Genomic DNA, 17,296 nt, shown 5'->3' with positions numbered 1-17,296 from the left:
CGGCCTGCATACACTATCGGGTCAACTTCTGTCGAATTTGGGCCAAATGGAGGATGGCATGCGAAACACCCGCGTTATCGGCTACGAAGACACGCCCCGCGATGTGGTCGCCACCGGCAACGACTACCCCGCCGGCCTGGTATTGCCTAGCCACCGGCATAAGCGCGGGCAATGCCTGTATGCAGTCACCGGAGTACTCACCGTCACCACCAGCGAAGGCAGTTGGGTGGTGCCGCCCTACCGTGCGCTGTGGATTCCTGCCGGTGTCACCCATGCGGTACACATGGGCGGGTTGACCAGCACGCGCAGCGCCTACGTGCTCCCCGAAGTGGCCGCCAGCGCAGCCTTGCCCGCGCACTGCACCGTGATCAGCGTATCGCCCCTGTTGCATGCGCTGCTGTCCGAAGCGGTGGATCTGCCCGCCGAATACGCGCTTGGCAGCCGTGACGATGATCTGATGCGCCTGCTGGTGGCAGAAATCGCCCGCATGCCTGCGCTACCCCTCAACACCCCTTTGCCGCAGGACCCCAGGCTGGCGCAGCTATGTCGGGCGCTGCTGGCATCGCCCTCGCTGGATGTGGATATCGACCTGATGGCCCACAAGGCCGGCATGAGCCGCCGCAGCTTCACCCGTTTGTTTCGCGAGCAGACCGGCATGAGTTTCAGCGACTGGCGCCACCAGGCTTGCCTGATGGCTGCCTTGACGCGATTAGGGCGCGGACAACCGGTAACGCGCGTGGCGATGGAGCTGGGCTATAGCAGCACCAGCGCCTTCACCGCGGCATTCAGGCGTACGCTGGGTGCCGCGCCCAGTCACTACCTGATGGCTGGCAATGCCTCATGACAACCTGCCTCAACAGGCTCTTAGACGTTTTTTCGCGATAGATGTCATAACCATGTCAACGCGCCCCCGCACCATGGCAAAGCCGTGGCATGCTGGACGGTGCCACGTACAAGTATGAAATCGATGCAACGTTCCGCAAGCAAACCCTATACCGAGGACGCCATGTCCGCAGCCATCCTGCCCTCCACGGAAACAGCAGAAGCAGCCGCGCCTGCGGTCGACCTCAACGACAAAGCGCATTACATCCATCGCGAACTGTCGCAACTGCAATTCAACAACCGCGTGCTGGAGCAGGCGCTGGATGAGCGCACACCGTTGCTGGAGCGCCTGAAATTCCTGCTGATCTTTTCCAGCAACATGGATGAGTTCTTCGAGATCCGAGCGGCCGGCCTGAAGAGCCAGCTCGCGTTTGGTCACGAGATCGTCGGGCCGGACGGCATTGCGCCGAAGCAGGCGCTGACCGAGATCAGCGAGATCGCGCACCGCCAGATCGCGCGCCAATACGCCATTCTCAACGAACGCCTGCTGCCGGAGCTGGACCAGCACGGCATCCGCATCGTGCGCCGCGAGAGCTGGTCAGCTGCGCAGAAGCGCTGGGTACAGCGCTATTTTCGCCAGGAAGTGGCGCCGATGATGACGCCGATCGGGCTCGACCCCACCCATCCGTTCCCGCTGCTGGTCAACAAAAGCCTCAACTTCATCGTCGAGCTGGAAGGCGTGGATGCCTTTGGGCGCGATTCGGGCCTGGCCATCCTGCCGGCGCCGCGCGTGCTTCCGCGCATCATGCGTTTGCCGGATGAGGTGTGCGAAGGCGGCGAGAACTATGTGCTGCTCTCGTCGATCATTCACGCGCACGCAGAAGAATTGTTCCCTGGCATGGAAGTGCGCGGCTGCTACCAGTTCCGCCTCACCCGCAACGCCGACCTCACCATCGACCCGGAAGAAATGGACGACCTCGCCCGTGCGCTGCGTGGCGAGTTGTTCTCGCGCCGCTTCGGCGATGCCGTGCGTCTGGAAGTCGCGGACAACTGCCCGAAGAAGCTCACCGATTACCTGCTCAAGCAATTCGGCCTGACGGAAGCGGAGCTTTATGAAGTCAACGGCCCGGTGAACCTCACTCGCCTGTTCGGCATCATCAACCGCAGCCAGAGCCCGCATTTGCAATACCCGCCGTTCGTGCCGGCGATCCCCAAGGCGCTGAAGAAAGCCGAAGATCTGTTCCAGGTGATCAACAAGCAGGACGTGCTGTTGCTGCACCCCTACGAATCCTTCGCGCCGGTCGTGGACCTGGTGCGCCAGGCCGCCAAAGATCCAGACGTACTCACCATCGAGCAGACGCTGTACCGCACCGGTGCCAATTCGGAAATCGTCGATGCGCTGGTGGAAGCTGCACGCGCCGGCAAGGAAGTGATTACGGTGGTGGAACTGCGCGCACGCTTCGACGAGGAATCCAACCTGAGTCTGGCGCAGCGCCTGCAGCAAGCCGGCGCGGTGGTGATCTATGGCGTGGTGGACGTAAAGACGCACGCCAAGATGATGCTGATCCAGCGCCGCGAAGGTCAGAAACTGCAGCGTTATGCACACCTGGGCACCGGCAACTATCACAGCGGCAACGCACGACTGTATACCGACTACAGCCTGCTCACGTCAGATCCGGCGCTATGCGAAGACGTGCACAAGCTTTTCAGTCAGCTCACCGGCATGGGCAAGCTGCTGAAAATGAAAAAGCTGCTGCATGCTCCGTTCACGCTGAAGAAGTCGCTGTTGGACCTGATCGCGCGCGAAACCGCACATGCGGAGGCTGGCAAGCCTGCGCACATGATCATCAAGATCAATGCGCTCACTGATGCGAAGATGATCCGTGCGCTGTACAAGGCCAGCATCGCCGGCGTGAAAGTGGATCTGCTGGTACGCGGCATGTGCTGCCTGCGCCCGGGCATTCCGGGTGTTTCGCACAATATCCGCGTGCGCTCGATCGTTGGGCGGTTCCTGGAACACAGCCGCGTGTACTGGTTCGCCAACGATGGCGAAGAACGCATGTATCTGGCCAGCGCCGACATGATGGAACGCAACCTGGACCGCCGCGTGGAAACGGGCTTCCCGATCGAGGACAAGAAGCTGCGCCAGCGTATTCGCAAGGAGCTGGATCTTTACCTCAACGACAACGCCACGACATGGGAACTGCAGACGGACGGCAACTATTCGCGCCTGCTGCCGGACGATGGACAAGCTGCGCATGACGTGCAACGGCAGTTGCTGGAGAAGTATTGCGGTGTGGGTGCGCCTGCGGCGCCTTGATGCTGTCATTCTGGCGAACGTCCGGAATCCAGTATAAACATGGTGTGCGTAGCACACGACATAAAAAGGTTTTGCGTGCTTCGCACCGCGTATTTAACTGGATTCCGGCGTTCGCCGGAATGACGGTGCGGGTTACGCATGCGAGTGCCGCCTCACCCACTCCACATAACGATCGACGAAGCCCTGCAAAAACTTCTTCGTGCTCTCTACTCCGACATTCCCGTCGTCATCGATCAGCCCATCGCTGAACTTCAGAAACACTTCCGGCTGCCCCAACAACGGCACATCCAGGTAAACCAGGATATTGCGCAGGTGCTGCTGCGCCAGCCCCGTGCCCGTCGCGCCAATTGAAATGCCGCTTTGAGTGAAGACATACCGTTTTCCTCCAAAGACCAGAACGATCACGACGCATCAAAGAACATGCCTCCGCATCGGGCAACCCGGCGTGAAGTCGCGTCATCATGGCGCAGCCACAATCTCTGGCACGCGTCCTGCATAGAAAAACGTAGAGGCTTTGTTACACGTTACAAAGGCGGTACTGTTTGACTGAGGACGCCGGCGATCCCGCAACGGGCAAGGGAAACAGCAGATCGCAGAATCTGCCGATGGCCGCCGCGGCATCCCATGTAAAGAAGCGGAAGCACAAGCCACTTCATGGAACGGGGGATGGAGTGTCAGGGGACGCTTTGCGCAAACTGGGCATTGAGCGCAGGTGGTTGCTGGCCGCCGTGCCGTTGCTTTGGCTGCTGTGGTTCTCCCAAGCGGCAGCCGGCGCAAAAAACATCCCTCTGCACGGTATGTGGCGTGAGGTGACGCGGGGTGACACACCGGCCACCATCCTGGCCGCGTTCCGGGAAGGCACGCTGAAGACCTTCAATCCGGCGCTGCTGCAACGGTTTCCTCGCGACGCTCTGGGCAGCTGGGTGGTGCTGCAGCCGGAAGCCATCGGCACGGGCAAGGAGCGCGTGGTGCTGTCGATCTATCCCGCTCCGCTGGGTACGATCACCCTCTATGGGGCACACGGCCCAATCCCCTACGCGATGGATGATGCCGGCGATTCGCTCCATGGTCATGGCCGGCTGGTCTTTCGCCTTGACGCTGACCAGGCATTGTCAGCACCGATTCTGCTGAAGCTGGAACCCAGTGGCACGCTCGCCGCACCCGAGCGCTTTGCCTTGCAGAACATGGACGACTTTCTGCAGCAGGATTCCAACTGGCTCACTTTTGCCACGGCGTGCATCGCCATCATGGTGGCGATGGCGCTGATGGCGCTGTGTTTCGCCATCATGCTGCGCGACATGACCTTCGCCTGGTACACCGGCTACATGCTTTGCTACGTGGTCGTGCAGGGTGTGCAAACGGGATTCCTGTTCCACCCGCTGGGCATGAGCTGGCTGGCCGGCTCGGAGGTACTGGTGGGAGCCTCGGCGACTGCGCTGTCGGTCTCGTTCGCATCGTTGTTCATCAGTCGCTTCTGCGATGTCCAGCATTACGCGCCTGCACTGCGCGTGCCGGTGATAGCGCTGGGTTTTGCCATGCCACTGATCGTGTTGCTGCGCTGTACCGGCATTGATGCGCTGGTGGTGATGGCGCAGACGCTGGTAAACCCGGTGCTGATCCTTGGCGCTCTGTTGCTGCTCATCACCGCGTTGGCGGCAGGTGTTCGTGGTTCGCGCCAGGCCTGGTTCTTCCTGGCCGGCTGGACACCCTTGCTCGCAATCACCGCCATGACCAGCGCACAGGCCACCGGCGCCTTGCCAAGCCTGGATTGGCTCAATGATGCGAGTATCGGTATGGGCGCATTCGAAGCCATCGTGCTATCGCTGGGCCTGGCCGATCGCGCGCTCACCATGCGGCACGATCGCGACCACGTACGCGTATTGGCGGATCACGACCCGCTGACCAATATCCTCAACCGACGCGCATGGACCGAAGCGGCCAATCGTATGCTGGCCGAGACGGCGAATACGGAGCGTTCCGTCACCCTGCTATTCCTGGATCTGGATCACTTCAAGATGCTCAACGACTTGCATGGCCACGCGGCTGGCGATCGTGCGCTGGTCGCCGTCGCCGAAGTGCTGAGCAATGAGCTGCGTCCTACCGACCTTCTTGGCCGTTACGGCGGCGAGGAGTTCGTGGCGATGCTTCATGATGTGCACCAGGAGCAAGCCCTGCATGTGGCGACACGGCTATGCCGGCGTGTGCATCGGATGGAAATCCCGGTAAATCTGAATGATCTGCGCTTGAGCGTGAGCATCGGCCTGGCGATGCGCAGCATGGGCGATACGCTGGAAACGATGATCGAGCGCGCGGACCAGGCGATGTATTACGTGAAGCTGCATGGGCGCAATCAAGTGCATGCGTATGAGCGGCGAGCTGACATGATGGGTACGCCGCCACGCAAACAGCCGTAGGTTGGGGTGCAAACCCCAACATTGCCACGCGTGGCGCATAACGATGTTGGGGTTTGCACCCCAACCTACGATTTACCAGTTCATCATCTACGACCGGCAAGCTCCTTCGCTGCCGCCACAACCTCCGCGTCACCTGGCAGCACCAGGAACGCCGCACCGGCCAGCGGCGTATAGGTATCTGCGCCGACCACACGCTCCAGCGGCGTGCTGCCGAAGCCGGCTTCCACCACCGCCGTGATGACGCCCTCGCCCACGCCCGCACTCTTGCGGCCTTCGTCCAACACCAGAATGCGCTTCGCACTCTTCGCCTGCGCCGCGATAAACGCATCGTTGAGCGGCGCCAGCCAGCGCAGATCGACCACGCGCACTTTCCAGCCAAGTTCCTTTTCGATGGTGCGTGCCGAGCGCAGCGCCATCGGCACGCCGTTGCCGAAAGTGAAGATCACCAGGTCATTGGCGTCCTCGTTGTAGACACGACCTTCGCCCAGCGGCATCGCTTCGCCCGGTGCCGGATAGGCGAACTGCCACTGGCCATCGCCGCCTTCGTAGAGATCCTTCGTCATGTACAGCGCGATCGGTTCCAGGTACGCACACACGCGACCGTCCACTTTCGCCAGCGCCATCAGCGTGCGCAGCATGGTGGCCGCGTCATCACCACGACTAGGGCAGCCCACAACGAGACCTGGAATATCGCGTAGTGCCGCGATTGAGTTGTCGTTGTGGAAATGCCCGCCGAAACCACGCTGATAACCCAGTGAAGCCACGCGCATCACCATCGGATTGCGGTACTGGCCGTTGGAAAAGAACTGCAGCGAAGCGGCTTCACCGCGAATCTGATCGCAGGCATTGTGGAAGTACGCCAGATACTGGATCTCCGGTATCGGCAACATGCCCATGTTGGCGTAGCCCTGAGCCAAGCCAAGAATGACCGTTTCATCGAGCAGCGTGTTGAACACGCGGTTGCCCTTGAACGTTTTGTTCAAACCCTTGGTGACAGTGTACACACCGCCCTTCTGCGCCACATCTTCGCCAAACAGCAGCGATTCGGGATACTTCGCCATCAGGTCATGCAGCGCCTGGTTGATCTGGATCGCCAGGTGACGCGGCGGTTGCTTCTCGGGCAGCTTGTCTTCGCCGCCAAACACTGCAACGCGTTTGTCGCGGTAATCGGCGCGTTCGGCTTCGGCTTTCACTGCATCCGGCGTGTATGGCGCCAGCGGCGCCATCACCTCATCCAGCGTTTGCAACCTGGGCCGGCGATCAGCATCTTCAGCTGCAGCAAAACACCGCTTGCGGATGGTTTCGTTCAACGCCAGCAATTCATCCTTGGTATACAGGCCCGATTCCAGCGCAATGGCAACAGAGCGCAGCAGCGGGTCGGACGCCTCTACTGCAACCAGCTCTTCAATGCTGCGCCACTCGATTTCAAAATCGGTGCCGGCATGGCCCATGATGCGCGTGGTCTTCAGATGCAGGAAAGTCGGACGGCGCGTTTCGCGGCAATGATTCACCGCTTGCTGTACTTGCTCGTAGCCGCTGGCGAGATCCAAGCCATCGGCAAAGAAATAATCCAGATCACGGCGATGCTGGAAGTTGTTCGCCACCCAGCCGCTGGGCGTCTTCACCGAAATACCGATGCCGTTGTCTTCACATACGAACAAAACCGGCGCAGGCAGTTTCTGGTACGCCGTCCACGCGGCGGCGTTGAAAGCCGTCTGCGCCGTGGCGTGATTGCTGGAAGCATCGCCAAACGAAGAGATGGCGATGGAATCATTCGGTATCGGCAAGGTATGGCCGATGCGGCGCGCCTGCTCGATGGCGACAGCCGTACCCAATGCTTTCGGCAAATGCGAAGCGATGGTCGACGTTTGCGGCAAAACCCATAGCGGCTTGCTGCCCCATACTTTATGGCGGCCGCCGGAAGCGGGATCTTCTTTGCTGGCAGCGAACGACAGCGCCGAATCCATCACCGGATCCATGCCCGGCAGCTTGCGAAAGCGTTCCGCCATGAAACCGCCGGAGCGGTAGTGCAGAAAAGCGGGATCGGTATGCCGCGTCAGCCGCGCCACCATCGCGTTGCCTTCATGGCCGGAACTGCCAATGGTGTAGAACACTTTGTTTTGCACGCGCAGCACGCGCGCCATCAGATCGAGATGACGCGAGATCAGCTGCGATTCCAGCAATTCACGAAAGCCGCGTGCATCCAGTGCGCTGCCCGGCAAGATGGATTCATCGTCACGCGGCCGCGCGTTCACTTGACCCTGCCAAAGCCGCACGAACTCGGTGAAGTTCTGGTCGACGATCTCGGCGCGGTTGAAGCCCTTGTGACGGGCGGCGATAGGTGTGGCGGACATGGCGAAGGTTCTCTAACGATGATCGGTTGGCGCGCCGTTTTACAAGGCGCGTAGCAGCTCGGCGCGCGCGCGATCTTTCGGGCGGCCAAAGCTTTCCAGTATGCGAATTTGTTCACAACGTGACGGGATGGGTACCGCGATGTCTGCAACCTGCACGTGCACGACATCGTTCACCTGCACCGCTTGCCAGGCATGGGCTCCGTGTAATTGGAGATCTCCCATCACTTCCACCGGCATGCCTGGAAACAGGAAGCGTGCAAAGTGCGAGCGAAAGCGATCGGCGCCCGCAGGCGCATAGGTAGTATCTCGGCGCGATGGCCATAAGGCGATCAAACGCTCGGCGTCGGCCGTGCTGGCGAGTACATCCAGATCGGCGACGTCCACGCAAGCGCCTGCCAGCGCACACGCCGCACTGCCGATCACTACCCATGGGTCGCAGCAATGCCTTTGCAGTAGCGGTACGCTTGCCGCAATCACTTCATGCAAGGCCGAGCTGAGCGAGTGCAACGTCATTACGGTTGATGATCGCGCTGGCCACAGCATGTGGCGCTCGCAGGATTCAATTGGATGGGTGGACACTTGACCGAGCCGTACGAGCAGAACACGCAGCAATCACCCGACTTGGGACGAAGCAGTGCATTGCAGCTCGGGCAATCGTAAAAGAACACGCAGGCGTCCAGCGGCATGGTTTCCACGGTGGCGAAACCACAGTGCGGACAGGTGATTTCGGATTGCAGGATGACATCGCTCATCTTGCCCTCACCCAGCTCGGCCTGCGGCTGCCATGGATCGCCGTTGCAACCACTCTTCCCGAGTCTGTCCCCAGATTTCGACGCTGATGTCCTGGTAGGGTTCCGGCAAGTTCGAGTGACGCAGAAACCGGGAACCCAAGCGTTGGGCCAACGCCAGCGAAGGCTGGTTGTCTCCATTGATGGAGTGGATGACATCGGTCCAGTCCAGATGCTCGAACGCCCAATCCATGACCGCGGACGCGCCTTCACAGGCATAGCCCTTGCCCCATGCATCGCGCACCAGTCCCCAGCCGACCTCGTTGCCCGGCCATCCGTCCGGGTACCACGGACCGAGCCGGCCAATCCAGCGGCCGCTGGATTTTTCGATGACTGAAAACATCGAAAAGCCCTGGATCATCCAGGCACCCGCCAGTGAGAGGAAACCCCGCCATGCCACGGGACGCGATTGCACGCCGCCGATGAAATGCGCCGCTTCGGGATCGGCCATGTTGGCGGCGTAGGCATCGAAGTCCTCGTGAATGGGCGGACGCAGAATCAGGCGTTCGGTTTCGATGTGGATGTCGTGCCTTGGCAAGGTACTGCTCTTCAAGGTGGTACGAGTCGGTAGTGTCAAGCGATCACCAGAGCGAAAAGTCCAGGGAACATGTTTTCACACTCAATTTTTTGGGCGATTGCGCGTTGTATTGCCAATCAATACGGCAGCGTTGCTGACCATGCTGCGATGCATGATCGCGTGAGCGTAGGGTATCGCCATGACACTCTGTAAGGGTCGATGCGAACTCCTTCATGTTACACGTGCCCGGCCTGAGAATGAAAAACTCCCTCAAGCACAAGGATGATCATGCATAAGACGCTATTCATTACCGGTGGAACCAGCGGTATCGGCGCCGCCACCGCTCGACAGGCCATCGCACAGGGCCATCGCGTCTACGTTACCGGCCGCAGCAAGGAACGACTGCAAGCATGGCTGGATTCCTTTGATCGCACATCGCGCGAGCGCATTGTCGGCGACGTGGTGGATGCTTCCTCCTGGGACCAGACGCAACGTGCCGTGGAAGCTTGCCAGGCGCACTTCGGGGTACTTGATGTCGCCTTCGCCAACGCCGGGTTTTCCTCGCGTGGAGATCTGCTTACCGGAGATCCCGAATCGTGGCGCGACATGGTCATGACCAACGTGCTTGGCGCTGCATTGCTGATCAAGGCGACGTTGCCCGCGTTGACGAAAACACGGGGGCATTTTCTTTTCACCGGCAGCACTGCGGGACGCAAGGTTTATCCGGGCAACCTCTATACGGCAACCAAATGGGCGGTTACCGGCCTGGCTGAAAGTCTGCGCCAGCAGCTCGTAGGGACGGGCGTGCGCGTGTGCGTGATGGCACCCGGTCACGTCGATACGCCGCTTTGGGCCGAACGTCCTGATGCCATGATGTCGCCCGACGACGTCGCCCGGATGGTGCTCTGGATTCTTCAACAGCCCGATCATGTCGATGTCAGCGAAGTGATCGTGCGTGCTCTTGGCCAGGCGTTTTGAACGCCGCGTGTCAGCATCCGCACGAAGAACATTTTTCCTGCCGCTATCCCGGCGAAAGCCGGGATTCGGTTCCTGCAAGGAAAACTTCAGAATGCGTTGATACCCGTCAGCTCGCGTCCCACCACCAACTGGTGAACCGTCTCGGTGCCTTCATAAGTAATCACCGATTCCAGATTCAGCGCATGACGAATCGCCGAGTGCTCCACCGTGATGCCGGCGCCACCGAGCATGTCACGGCAATCGCGCGCAATGTCCAGCGCCATGCGCACGTTGTTCCACTTCGCCAGCGACACCTGGGTCGGCTCCATCTTGCCGGCGTCCTTCAGGCGGCCGAGCTGCAGCGACAACAATTGCGCGGTGGTGATGCGACGAGCCATATCGGCCAACTTCAACTGAATCGCCTGGTTCGCGGCCAGCGGGCGGCCGAACAACACGCGTTCCTGCGTGTAATCGATCACTTCCTTCAGACAGGCCTGCGCGGCGCCGATCGGGCCCCAGGTGATGCCGTAGCGTGCCTGGGTGAGGCAGCCAAGCGGCCCCTTCAAGCCTTTGACGTTCGGCAAGCGTTGCGCGTCGGATACACGCACGTTGTCGAGGAACAGCGCGGAAGTGACTGACGCGCGCAAGCTCATCTTCTTGTGCACTTCCTGCGCCGTGAAGCCCTTGGTGTCGGTGGGTACGATGAAGCCCTGGATGCCATCCTCGGTCTGCGCCCACACGATGGCGATATGCGCCAGGTTGCCGTTGGTGATCCACATCTTGGCGCCGTTGATGACCCAATCGCCGCCGTCCTTCTTGGCGTTGGTCTTCATATTGGCCGGATCGGAGCCGCCGTGCGGTTCAGTCAGGCCGAAGCAGCCGATGATTTCGCCCGCCGCCATTTTCGGCAGGTACTGCATCCTCTGCTCTTCGTTGCCATAGGCGTAGATTGGATACATGCACAGGGAACTTTGCACCGAAGCAAAGCTGCGCAGGCCGGAATCGCCGCGCTCCAGCTCCTGGCAGATCAGGCCATAGCTGACGCCGTTCATGCCGGCGCAACCGTATTTCTCGGGAATGGTGGCGCCCAGGAGGCCGAGGTTGGCGATTTCCGGAATCAGCTCCCCGGGAAAACGTCCTTGATCGAAGCAATCGCCGATGATAGGCAGCACTTTTTCGTCGACAAAACGCCCAACCGTGTCCTGCACCATGCGCTCCTCGTCGGTGAGCAGGGAACGGACGTCGTAGAGGTCGAGCGGGTTCAAGCGGGCTGCCATAGGAGTTCCAGGAACAGTCGGGGAAGCCCTACATTGTAGCCGTGGCCGCTAATTCCGGTCATGCCGGGGTGCAGCAGCCGTCAGCCTGGCGCCAGCCGAATGTTAAGACGGGCTTTGCTTTCACGATCCAAAGCCCTTTGCCGGGTGATCTTCGTAGGTTGGGGTGCAAACCCCAACATCGTCGCGTCATGCATAGCGGTGTTTGGGGTTACACCCCCAACCTACGAGGATGTGGGTACTCAGGTGTTGTCTCGCAGGATCAGCCCCGCCCCCTTCTCTGCCACCATCATCGTCGGCGCATTGATGTTGCCGGAGGTGACGTTGGGGAAGATCGATGCATCGACGATACGCAGGCTTTGCAGGCCATGCACCTTCAAAGCACGATCCACCACCGAGCTGGAAGGATCACCGCCCATCGCGCAACTGCCGCAAAGGTGGTAGATCGAGCCGCAATGGTTTCGGAAGTAATCCAGCATAGACACATCGTCATCCACTGTCGGACCCGGCAGCGTTTCCTCCACGGTTACAGCGCGCAACGCGCGGGCCTGCATGATGCGGCGAATCAAGCGATTGCCTTGAATGGCTTCGCTGATGTCCTTTTCCGTGCTCAGGTAATTCGGATCGATCAACGGCGTGTCTTCCGCGTGGCGGGAAGCAATGCGCACGGTACCGCGGCTGGTTGGGCGGCATGGATTGAAGCACAGTAGAAAGCCCGGATAAGGCTCTGGCTTGATTGTCGCCCGGCTACTCTTGGGTATTTGGTAGGACAGCGGATTGAAATACAGCTGCAAGTTGGGAAATGCTTCGGAGGCATCGCCACGGAAGAAGCCGCCGGATTGATTGACGCTCATCGTCAACGGACCGTTGCGCATGAGGAAATACTGCAAGCCTACTTTCAACTTGCCCCATGGCGAGCTGAACAGTCCGTTGAGGGTGGGAACGTTCGCCTTGTAGTAGTAACTGACGCACAGGTGATCCTGCAGGTTCTCGCCCACCGCTGGCAGGTGATGCAGCGTTTCAATGCCATGTTCGTGCAACAACGCCTGATCGCCCACACCGGAGAGTTGCAGGATTTTTGGCGTACCTACGGCACCAGCCGCGAGAATCACTTCGCGATGGGCATGGATATCCTGCTCGATGCCATGCTGCCGCACCTTCACGCCCATGGCGCGCTTGTGCTGGTTGAACAGCACACGCACCACCGTCGCGTTCGTTTCTATGGTGACGTTGCGGCGTGTTTTGGCCGAATGCAAATAGGCGACGTTGCTGGAGCAGCGCTGGCCATGCTTCGTATTGAGGTCGTAGATGCCCGCGCCTTCGAACTGCGCGCCGTTGAAATCGGGGCTACGCGGATAGCCCAATTCATCGCAGGCAGCCAGGAAGCTGTCGCAGACAGGATGCGTCTTGCCACGCATCGTGCTGATGTGAATCGGTCCGCTGCCACCGTGATATTCAGTATCGCCGGCTGGATGTGTTTCCAGCCGGCGAAAGTAAGGCAGCACATCACGCCATGACCAGCCGTCGTTGCCGTTTGAGGCCCAATCGTCGAAATCATGCGCCTGGCCGCGCACGTAGATCATGGCGTTGATGGAACCTGAACCACCCAGCACCTTGCCCGCCGGTTGATAAAGCTTGCGGCCGGCCAGCGCTGGTTGCGGTTCGGAGTAACGCATCCAGTTGTACCGCGGGTCGTAGTACAGCTTTACGAAACCGCCGGGCATCTTGATCCATGGCGAATCATCCTTGCCGCCGGCCTCCAGCACCAGCACCGAATGCTCTCCCGATTCGCTGAGGCGATCGGCCAGGATGCAGCCGGCGGAGCCGGCGCCAACGATGATGTAGTCGTAAATCATGAGTGCCTACTGCAAGCGGGGTCAGCCACGCGCGGGCGCGCTGTCTTTCACGTCGAATGGCTTGGCTGCCATCTGCAGATGCAGGCGATCGCCTGTGTAAGGCGTATGGGCGCGCACGACGTCCATGTTCAATTCCACGCCCAGGCCCGGCTCAGTGGACGGAATTATGTAGCCGTCTTCCCACTGCAATGGCTTTTTCAGAACTTCCGCATGGAAGCCGTGCCAAGTACCGATGCTTTCCTGGATCAGGAAATTCGGCGTGCACGCAGCGAGCTGGAAGCTGGCGGCGGCGCCGATGGGGCCGTTGTAGAGATGCGGTGCGATTTGCGCATAGAACGCCTCGGCCATGCTGGCGATCTTCTTTCCTTCCAGCAGCCCGCCGCAGCGTCCCACGTTCATCTGCAGGATCGATGCACCGCCGGCCTGCAGCAGCTTAAAGAACTCATATTTGGTCGTGAGGCGTTCGCCGGTGGCGATTGGAATAGTGGTTTTGCCGGCTACCTGCCCCATGGCATCCTCCTGACCCGGCGGGATGGGTTCTTCGAACCAAAGAGGATCGTATTTCTCCAGGCGCCTTGCCAGGCGAATCGCAGAAGAAGGCACCATCTGCCCGTGCGTACCAAACAACAGGTCAGCACGATTGCCTACGGCGTCGCGAATCTTGCGGCAGAAGGTTTCGCAACGCTCCAACACTTCCAGCGAAATCTGATGGCCGGAATATGCGGTATATGGGCCGGCCGGATCGAACTTCACCGCAGTAAATCCTTGCTCTACAGCACGCACAGCGTACTCGGCGGCCAGGTCAGGATCGCTGTAGTCGTACTCGCCCTTGCTGTTGACGGGATACAAGTAGGTGTAGGAACGCAAGCGCTCATTGACCTTGCCGCCAAGCAGTTCGTATACCGGTTTGTGGGCCGCTTTGCCGATGATGTCCCAGCAAGCCATTTCCAGACCGCTTACGATGCCCATCATGGTGAGGTCCGGACGCTGCGTGAAGCCACTGGAATACGCCTGCCGGAAAAAGCGCTCCACATGATGCGGATCGTGATCGAGCAGATAACGCTGGAAGGTATCCTCGATCGCCGGCACCATCGCTTTGGGATGAAACGTGGCCGAATAAATTTCGCCCACACCTTCGATGCCGTTATCGGTCTTTAGCTTTACGAAGAGCCAGTACATGCCACCGATGTGCGGCGGCGGAACGGCAACAACGTAAGTTTCCAGCGAGATGATTTTCATGCTGCCTTCCTTTTGGCAATGCGCTTGTTGAGGGTGAGCGCGGCGATCACGCCAAACACACCCACGGTGGCGATGTAGGAGTAGTAAATCTGGTAACCGGGCGTGCCCGGAAAATGCTGCGTGGCCCAACCGTTAATGAGCGGCAGCAAGATATCCGGCGAATAGCCGATGACCGATACGATGCCGATCGCCAACCCGGTAGTGTGTGCCGGCACATGGCAGATATCGAGAATGGCCCAATACAAGCCGCGAATGGCATACACCATCAAACCGATGAACAATATCAGGCCGGCAGCAAGCGCCACGCTATGCAGCATGGGCGCCAGGATCAGTCCGCCGATACCTAACGTTCCCAGGCTCAATACGATCGTGAGCACGCGCAGATTGGTAAAGCGGTCACCGAGCCAACCACCGCCAATGCCGCCAATAGGCCGCATCCACATCTTGGCAGTGGTGATGGTGGCAGCAACTGTCGCAGTCAGCCCCAAGCTCCCTTGCTCGAGATAGGCGGAGAAGCTGTAAGTCGCCCAGAACAAGTGATAGCCGCAGAACACGATGGTCGTCATCAGCCACAACTCGGGAAGCCTGGCGAGTGTCTTCAGGTCGTCGAGCAGCCTCCCTTTCTTCTGTTGCTTGGTTTCTTTGGCGACGTTGGTTTTGTTCGGATCACGCAGCAGGGTTAAAACGATGCCAAGTGCCAAACACAGATAGGCATACAGGTGAAGCACGCGTTGGAAGCCGTCACCGAGCGACTCGCCTTGCGTCTTCGTGTAGTAGGTGAACATCGTCAGCGCGATGGTGGCCAGCGATGCCTCGATCAGGCCACGCCCGCCATCGAGCATGCCGAAGAAGCGCCCCTGCTCTTCCTTCGTGGCCAGGGTTTTCAGGCGTTTCAGCAAGGCCGCCCAGAACGTGAGGCCGGTGGTGATACCAAATCCAAAAAAGATGATGCGCAGATAACCGTAACTCGGGTAGGTGGCGTACCACAGCGCCAGCAAACCAGTGCCCAGCAATGAAATACAAATCAGCAGCCTGGGCGGCAAACGGTCCGCCAACCAGCCACTTGGCAGGTAGCTGAGCACGAATGCCGTACCAAGACCGGAATACAAATAACCCAGTTGCTGGTTATCGATATTCAACGCGACCAGCATGCTGCTTTGATAGATCTGGCGCAGATACAGCACCGGATAAATGGAGCCCGCCGCAATCACCAGCAGCGCAAGCTGGGAATAACGGTAGAACGTGTTGTCGTTCGGAGTTTTGGCTGCTTGCCCAACACGATGTACTTTCGTATCCATGCATCAATACCTCATGACGACAAGGCGGGTCTGGGTGAACTCGAGCATGCCGTGCTTGCCGTCATCGCCGCCTAGGCCAGAACGCTTCCAGCCAGCGTGAAAACCCTGATAGGGGTCAGCGGGCATGCGATTGATGTAAAGCTCGCCCGCCTCGATGTGATGCGCGACCTTCAGGGCCACCCGGTACTGCTCGGTATAAAGCACCGATGACAAACCGAATTGATGGTCATTCGCCATCTGCAAGGCTTCGTCGAGGGTGTCATAGCGAAGCACGGGCAGCACCGGCCCAAAGGTTTCCTCCTGCACGATTTCCATGCCCTGACGGCAGTGGCTCAGCAAGGTGGCCGGATAGAAGAAACCCTCGCCTTCCGGCAGAAAACCACCCGTCTCGACCAGGGCGCCATCAATAACGGCACGCTGAACCTTGGCGTGGATTTCCTGGCGCGCGCGATCACTGATCAGCGGTCCCATGCGGCTGGGATCTTCGGCTCGATTGCCGATGTGCACGGCGGCAAACTTGCCGCGTAGCAACGCAAGGAAACGGTCGTGAATGCTGCTGTGCACATAAACGCGTTCGATGGCTGTGCACAGCTGCCCGCAATGCGTAGTCTTGGAAGCGACAATGGCACTAGCTGCCGATTCAAGATCGGCATCAGGTTCGACGATAACCGGCGTCTTGCCCCCAAGCTCGAGGGATGGCTTGGCTATATTCGCCTTGCAGTACTCCAGTACGGTGCGCCCGGCATTTACGCTTCCCGTGAGGGTAATCATCCCTACGGCTGGATGCGTACACAGCGTTGCCGCCTGGGCATGCTGCATGGCCAGGATGTTGACGACGCCAGGTGGTAATCCGGCTTTGTCGACAGCGCGCGCAATATCGAATGCACTCAGCGGCGTGTGGTTGCTGGGGCGTATTACGACGGTATTGCCGGTGATCAACGCCGGAGCCATCTTCCGCAGCAGCGTGTAGACCGGATAGTTGAATGGGATCAGGCAGGCGACCACCCCGATCGGCTCGCGCTGCAAAAGGATCGTCTCGTAGGCGTTATCGCTGGGAATAACCTCGCCTTCGATACGGCGAGCCCACTCCGCGTGATAACGGGTCATTTCCGCCGCATAGAGAGTTTCGTTGCGGGCGTCTTCCGTGCTTTTGCCCGATTCACCCGCAAGCGTTTCGCCAATGCTGCTCGCATCCTCTACCAAGGCATCGGCCAATTTGCGGAGATAGCCTGCGCGTTCCACGGCGGGCAATTTCCCCCACGGCTTCTGCGCACGTGCCGCCGCAGCAACAGCCAAGTGAATCTGCGCTTCATCCGCCTCGGCAACTCGACCTATCACATGACCTGTTGCGGGATTACGTACGTCGATAAATGACTCGTCATTCCGTGCACCGAAATGCCCGTTGATGTAACTCGATTCCTTGCGCATGACTACTCCAGATCGGTTCCTTGATAACT

Annotated in this window: 13 protein-coding genes and 1 pseudogene; 4 read left to right on the top strand and 10 right to left on the bottom strand. The window is 59.7% G+C overall.

Annotated elements, in window-relative coordinates; translation table 11 throughout:
- Positions 1 to 58 precede the first annotated feature (58 nt).
- Together IEX75_RS20070 and ppk1 are read left to right on the top strand one after the other, a co-directional pair.
- Positions 59 to 844: an AraC family transcriptional regulator gene (locus IEX75_RS20070; RefSeq protein ID WP_188797059.1), complete on the top strand. Its 786-nt coding sequence runs from the start codon at positions 59 to 61 to the stop codon at positions 842 to 844.
- A gap of 162 nt (positions 845 to 1,006) precedes the next feature.
- Positions 1,007 to 3,142 (top strand): polyphosphate kinase 1, encoded by a 2,136-nt coding sequence (gene ppk1, locus IEX75_RS20065; RefSeq protein ID WP_188797191.1) that lies wholly within the window; start codon positions 1,007 to 1,009, stop codon positions 3,140 to 3,142.
- A 132-nt stretch (positions 3,143 to 3,274) separates the two neighbouring features.
- On the opposite strand, the pseudogene IEX75_RS20060 reads toward ppk1, so the two are convergent.
- A pseudogene (locus IEX75_RS20060) lies at positions 3,275 to 3,499 on the bottom strand (NADPH-dependent FMN reductase); the annotation flags it as partial.
- Positions 3,500 to 3,813: 314 nt separating this feature from the next.
- On the opposite strand from IEX75_RS20060, the gene IEX75_RS20055 reads away from it, so the two are divergent.
- Positions 3,814 to 5,556, top strand: a complete 1,743-nt coding sequence (locus IEX75_RS20055; RefSeq protein WP_229720988.1) for a sensor domain-containing diguanylate cyclase — start codon at positions 3,814 to 3,816, stop codon at positions 5,554 to 5,556.
- 83 nt (positions 5,557 to 5,639) lie between these two features.
- On the opposite strand, the gene IEX75_RS20050 is transcribed toward IEX75_RS20055, so the two are convergent.
- The 4 genes from IEX75_RS20050 to IEX75_RS20035 are packed head-to-tail and all read right to left on the bottom strand — an operon-like array spanning position 5,640 to position 9,275.
- The gene (locus IEX75_RS20050) at positions 5,640 to 7,910 is read right to left on the bottom strand and encodes a thiamine pyrophosphate-dependent enzyme (protein WP_188797056.1); all 2,271 of its coding nucleotides are present in this window, start codon (positions 7,908 to 7,910) and stop codon (positions 5,640 to 5,642) included.
- A 39-nt stretch (positions 7,911 to 7,949) separates the two neighbouring features.
- A complete protein-coding gene (locus IEX75_RS20045) occupies positions 7,950 to 8,423 on the bottom strand; it encodes a nucleotidyltransferase family protein (protein ID WP_188797054.1) in 474 nt (157 codons plus the stop codon).
- Complete coding sequence (locus IEX75_RS20040; protein ID WP_188797052.1) at positions 8,423 to 8,662, bottom strand: GDCCVxC domain-containing (seleno)protein; 240 nt, start codon at positions 8,660 to 8,662, stop codon at positions 8,423 to 8,425. Before IEX75_RS20040 ends, IEX75_RS20045 begins: the two co-directional genes overlap by 1 nt.
- Positions 8,663 to 8,669: 7 nt before the next feature.
- On the bottom strand, positions 8,670 to 9,275 hold the full coding sequence (locus tag IEX75_RS20035) for a GNAT family N-acetyltransferase (protein ID WP_423373269.1): 606 nt from the start codon (positions 9,273 to 9,275) through the stop codon (positions 8,670 to 8,672).
- 228 nt (positions 9,276 to 9,503) lie between these two features.
- Between IEX75_RS20035 and IEX75_RS20030 the strand changes: the two genes are divergently transcribed.
- The gene (locus IEX75_RS20030; RefSeq protein WP_229720987.1) at positions 9,504 to 10,193 is read left to right on the top strand and encodes an SDR family oxidoreductase; all 690 of its coding nucleotides are present in this window, start codon (positions 9,504 to 9,506) and stop codon (positions 10,191 to 10,193) included.
- 86 nt (positions 10,194 to 10,279) lie between these two features.
- On the opposite strand, the gene IEX75_RS20025 is transcribed toward IEX75_RS20030, so the two are convergent.
- The 5 genes from IEX75_RS20025 to aldA form a co-directional block, all read right to left on the bottom strand.
- On the bottom strand, positions 10,280 to 11,449 hold the full coding sequence (locus IEX75_RS20025) for an acyl-CoA dehydrogenase family protein (RefSeq protein ID WP_188797049.1): 1,170 nt from the start codon (positions 11,447 to 11,449) through the stop codon (positions 10,280 to 10,282).
- Positions 11,450 to 11,688: 239 nt separating this feature from the next.
- Positions 11,689 to 13,302 carry a GMC family oxidoreductase gene (locus IEX75_RS20020; RefSeq protein WP_188797047.1) on the bottom strand — a complete coding sequence of 538 codons (1,614 nt, stop codon included), beginning with the start codon at positions 13,300 to 13,302 and terminating at the stop codon, positions 11,689 to 11,691.
- Between the two features lie 21 nt (positions 13,303 to 13,323).
- Positions 13,324 to 14,541 (bottom strand): mandelate racemase/muconate lactonizing enzyme family protein, encoded by a 1,218-nt coding sequence (locus IEX75_RS20015; RefSeq protein WP_188797045.1) that lies wholly within the window; start codon positions 14,539 to 14,541, stop codon positions 13,324 to 13,326.
- Positions 14,538 to 15,839, bottom strand: a complete 1,302-nt coding sequence (locus IEX75_RS20010) for an MFS transporter (protein ID WP_188797043.1) — start codon at positions 15,837 to 15,839, stop codon at positions 14,538 to 14,540. The genes IEX75_RS20015 and IEX75_RS20010 overlap by 4 nt, the downstream gene beginning before the upstream one ends.
- A gap of 3 nt (positions 15,840 to 15,842) precedes the next feature.
- On the bottom strand, positions 15,843 to 17,267 hold the full coding sequence (aldA, locus tag IEX75_RS20005; protein ID WP_188797041.1) for an aldehyde dehydrogenase: 1,425 nt from the start codon (positions 17,265 to 17,267) through the stop codon (positions 15,843 to 15,845).
- Between the last annotated feature and the right edge of the window lie 29 nt (positions 17,268 to 17,296).

The sequence above is a fragment of the Dyella nitratireducens genome, assembly GCF_014642835.1.
GTDB lineage: Bacteria > Pseudomonadota > Gammaproteobacteria > Xanthomonadales > Rhodanobacteraceae > Dyella_B > Dyella_B nitratireducens.
The sequence above is the reverse complement of the archived record's forward strand: the minus strand, read 5'-3'. Positions and strand labels throughout refer to the sequence as shown.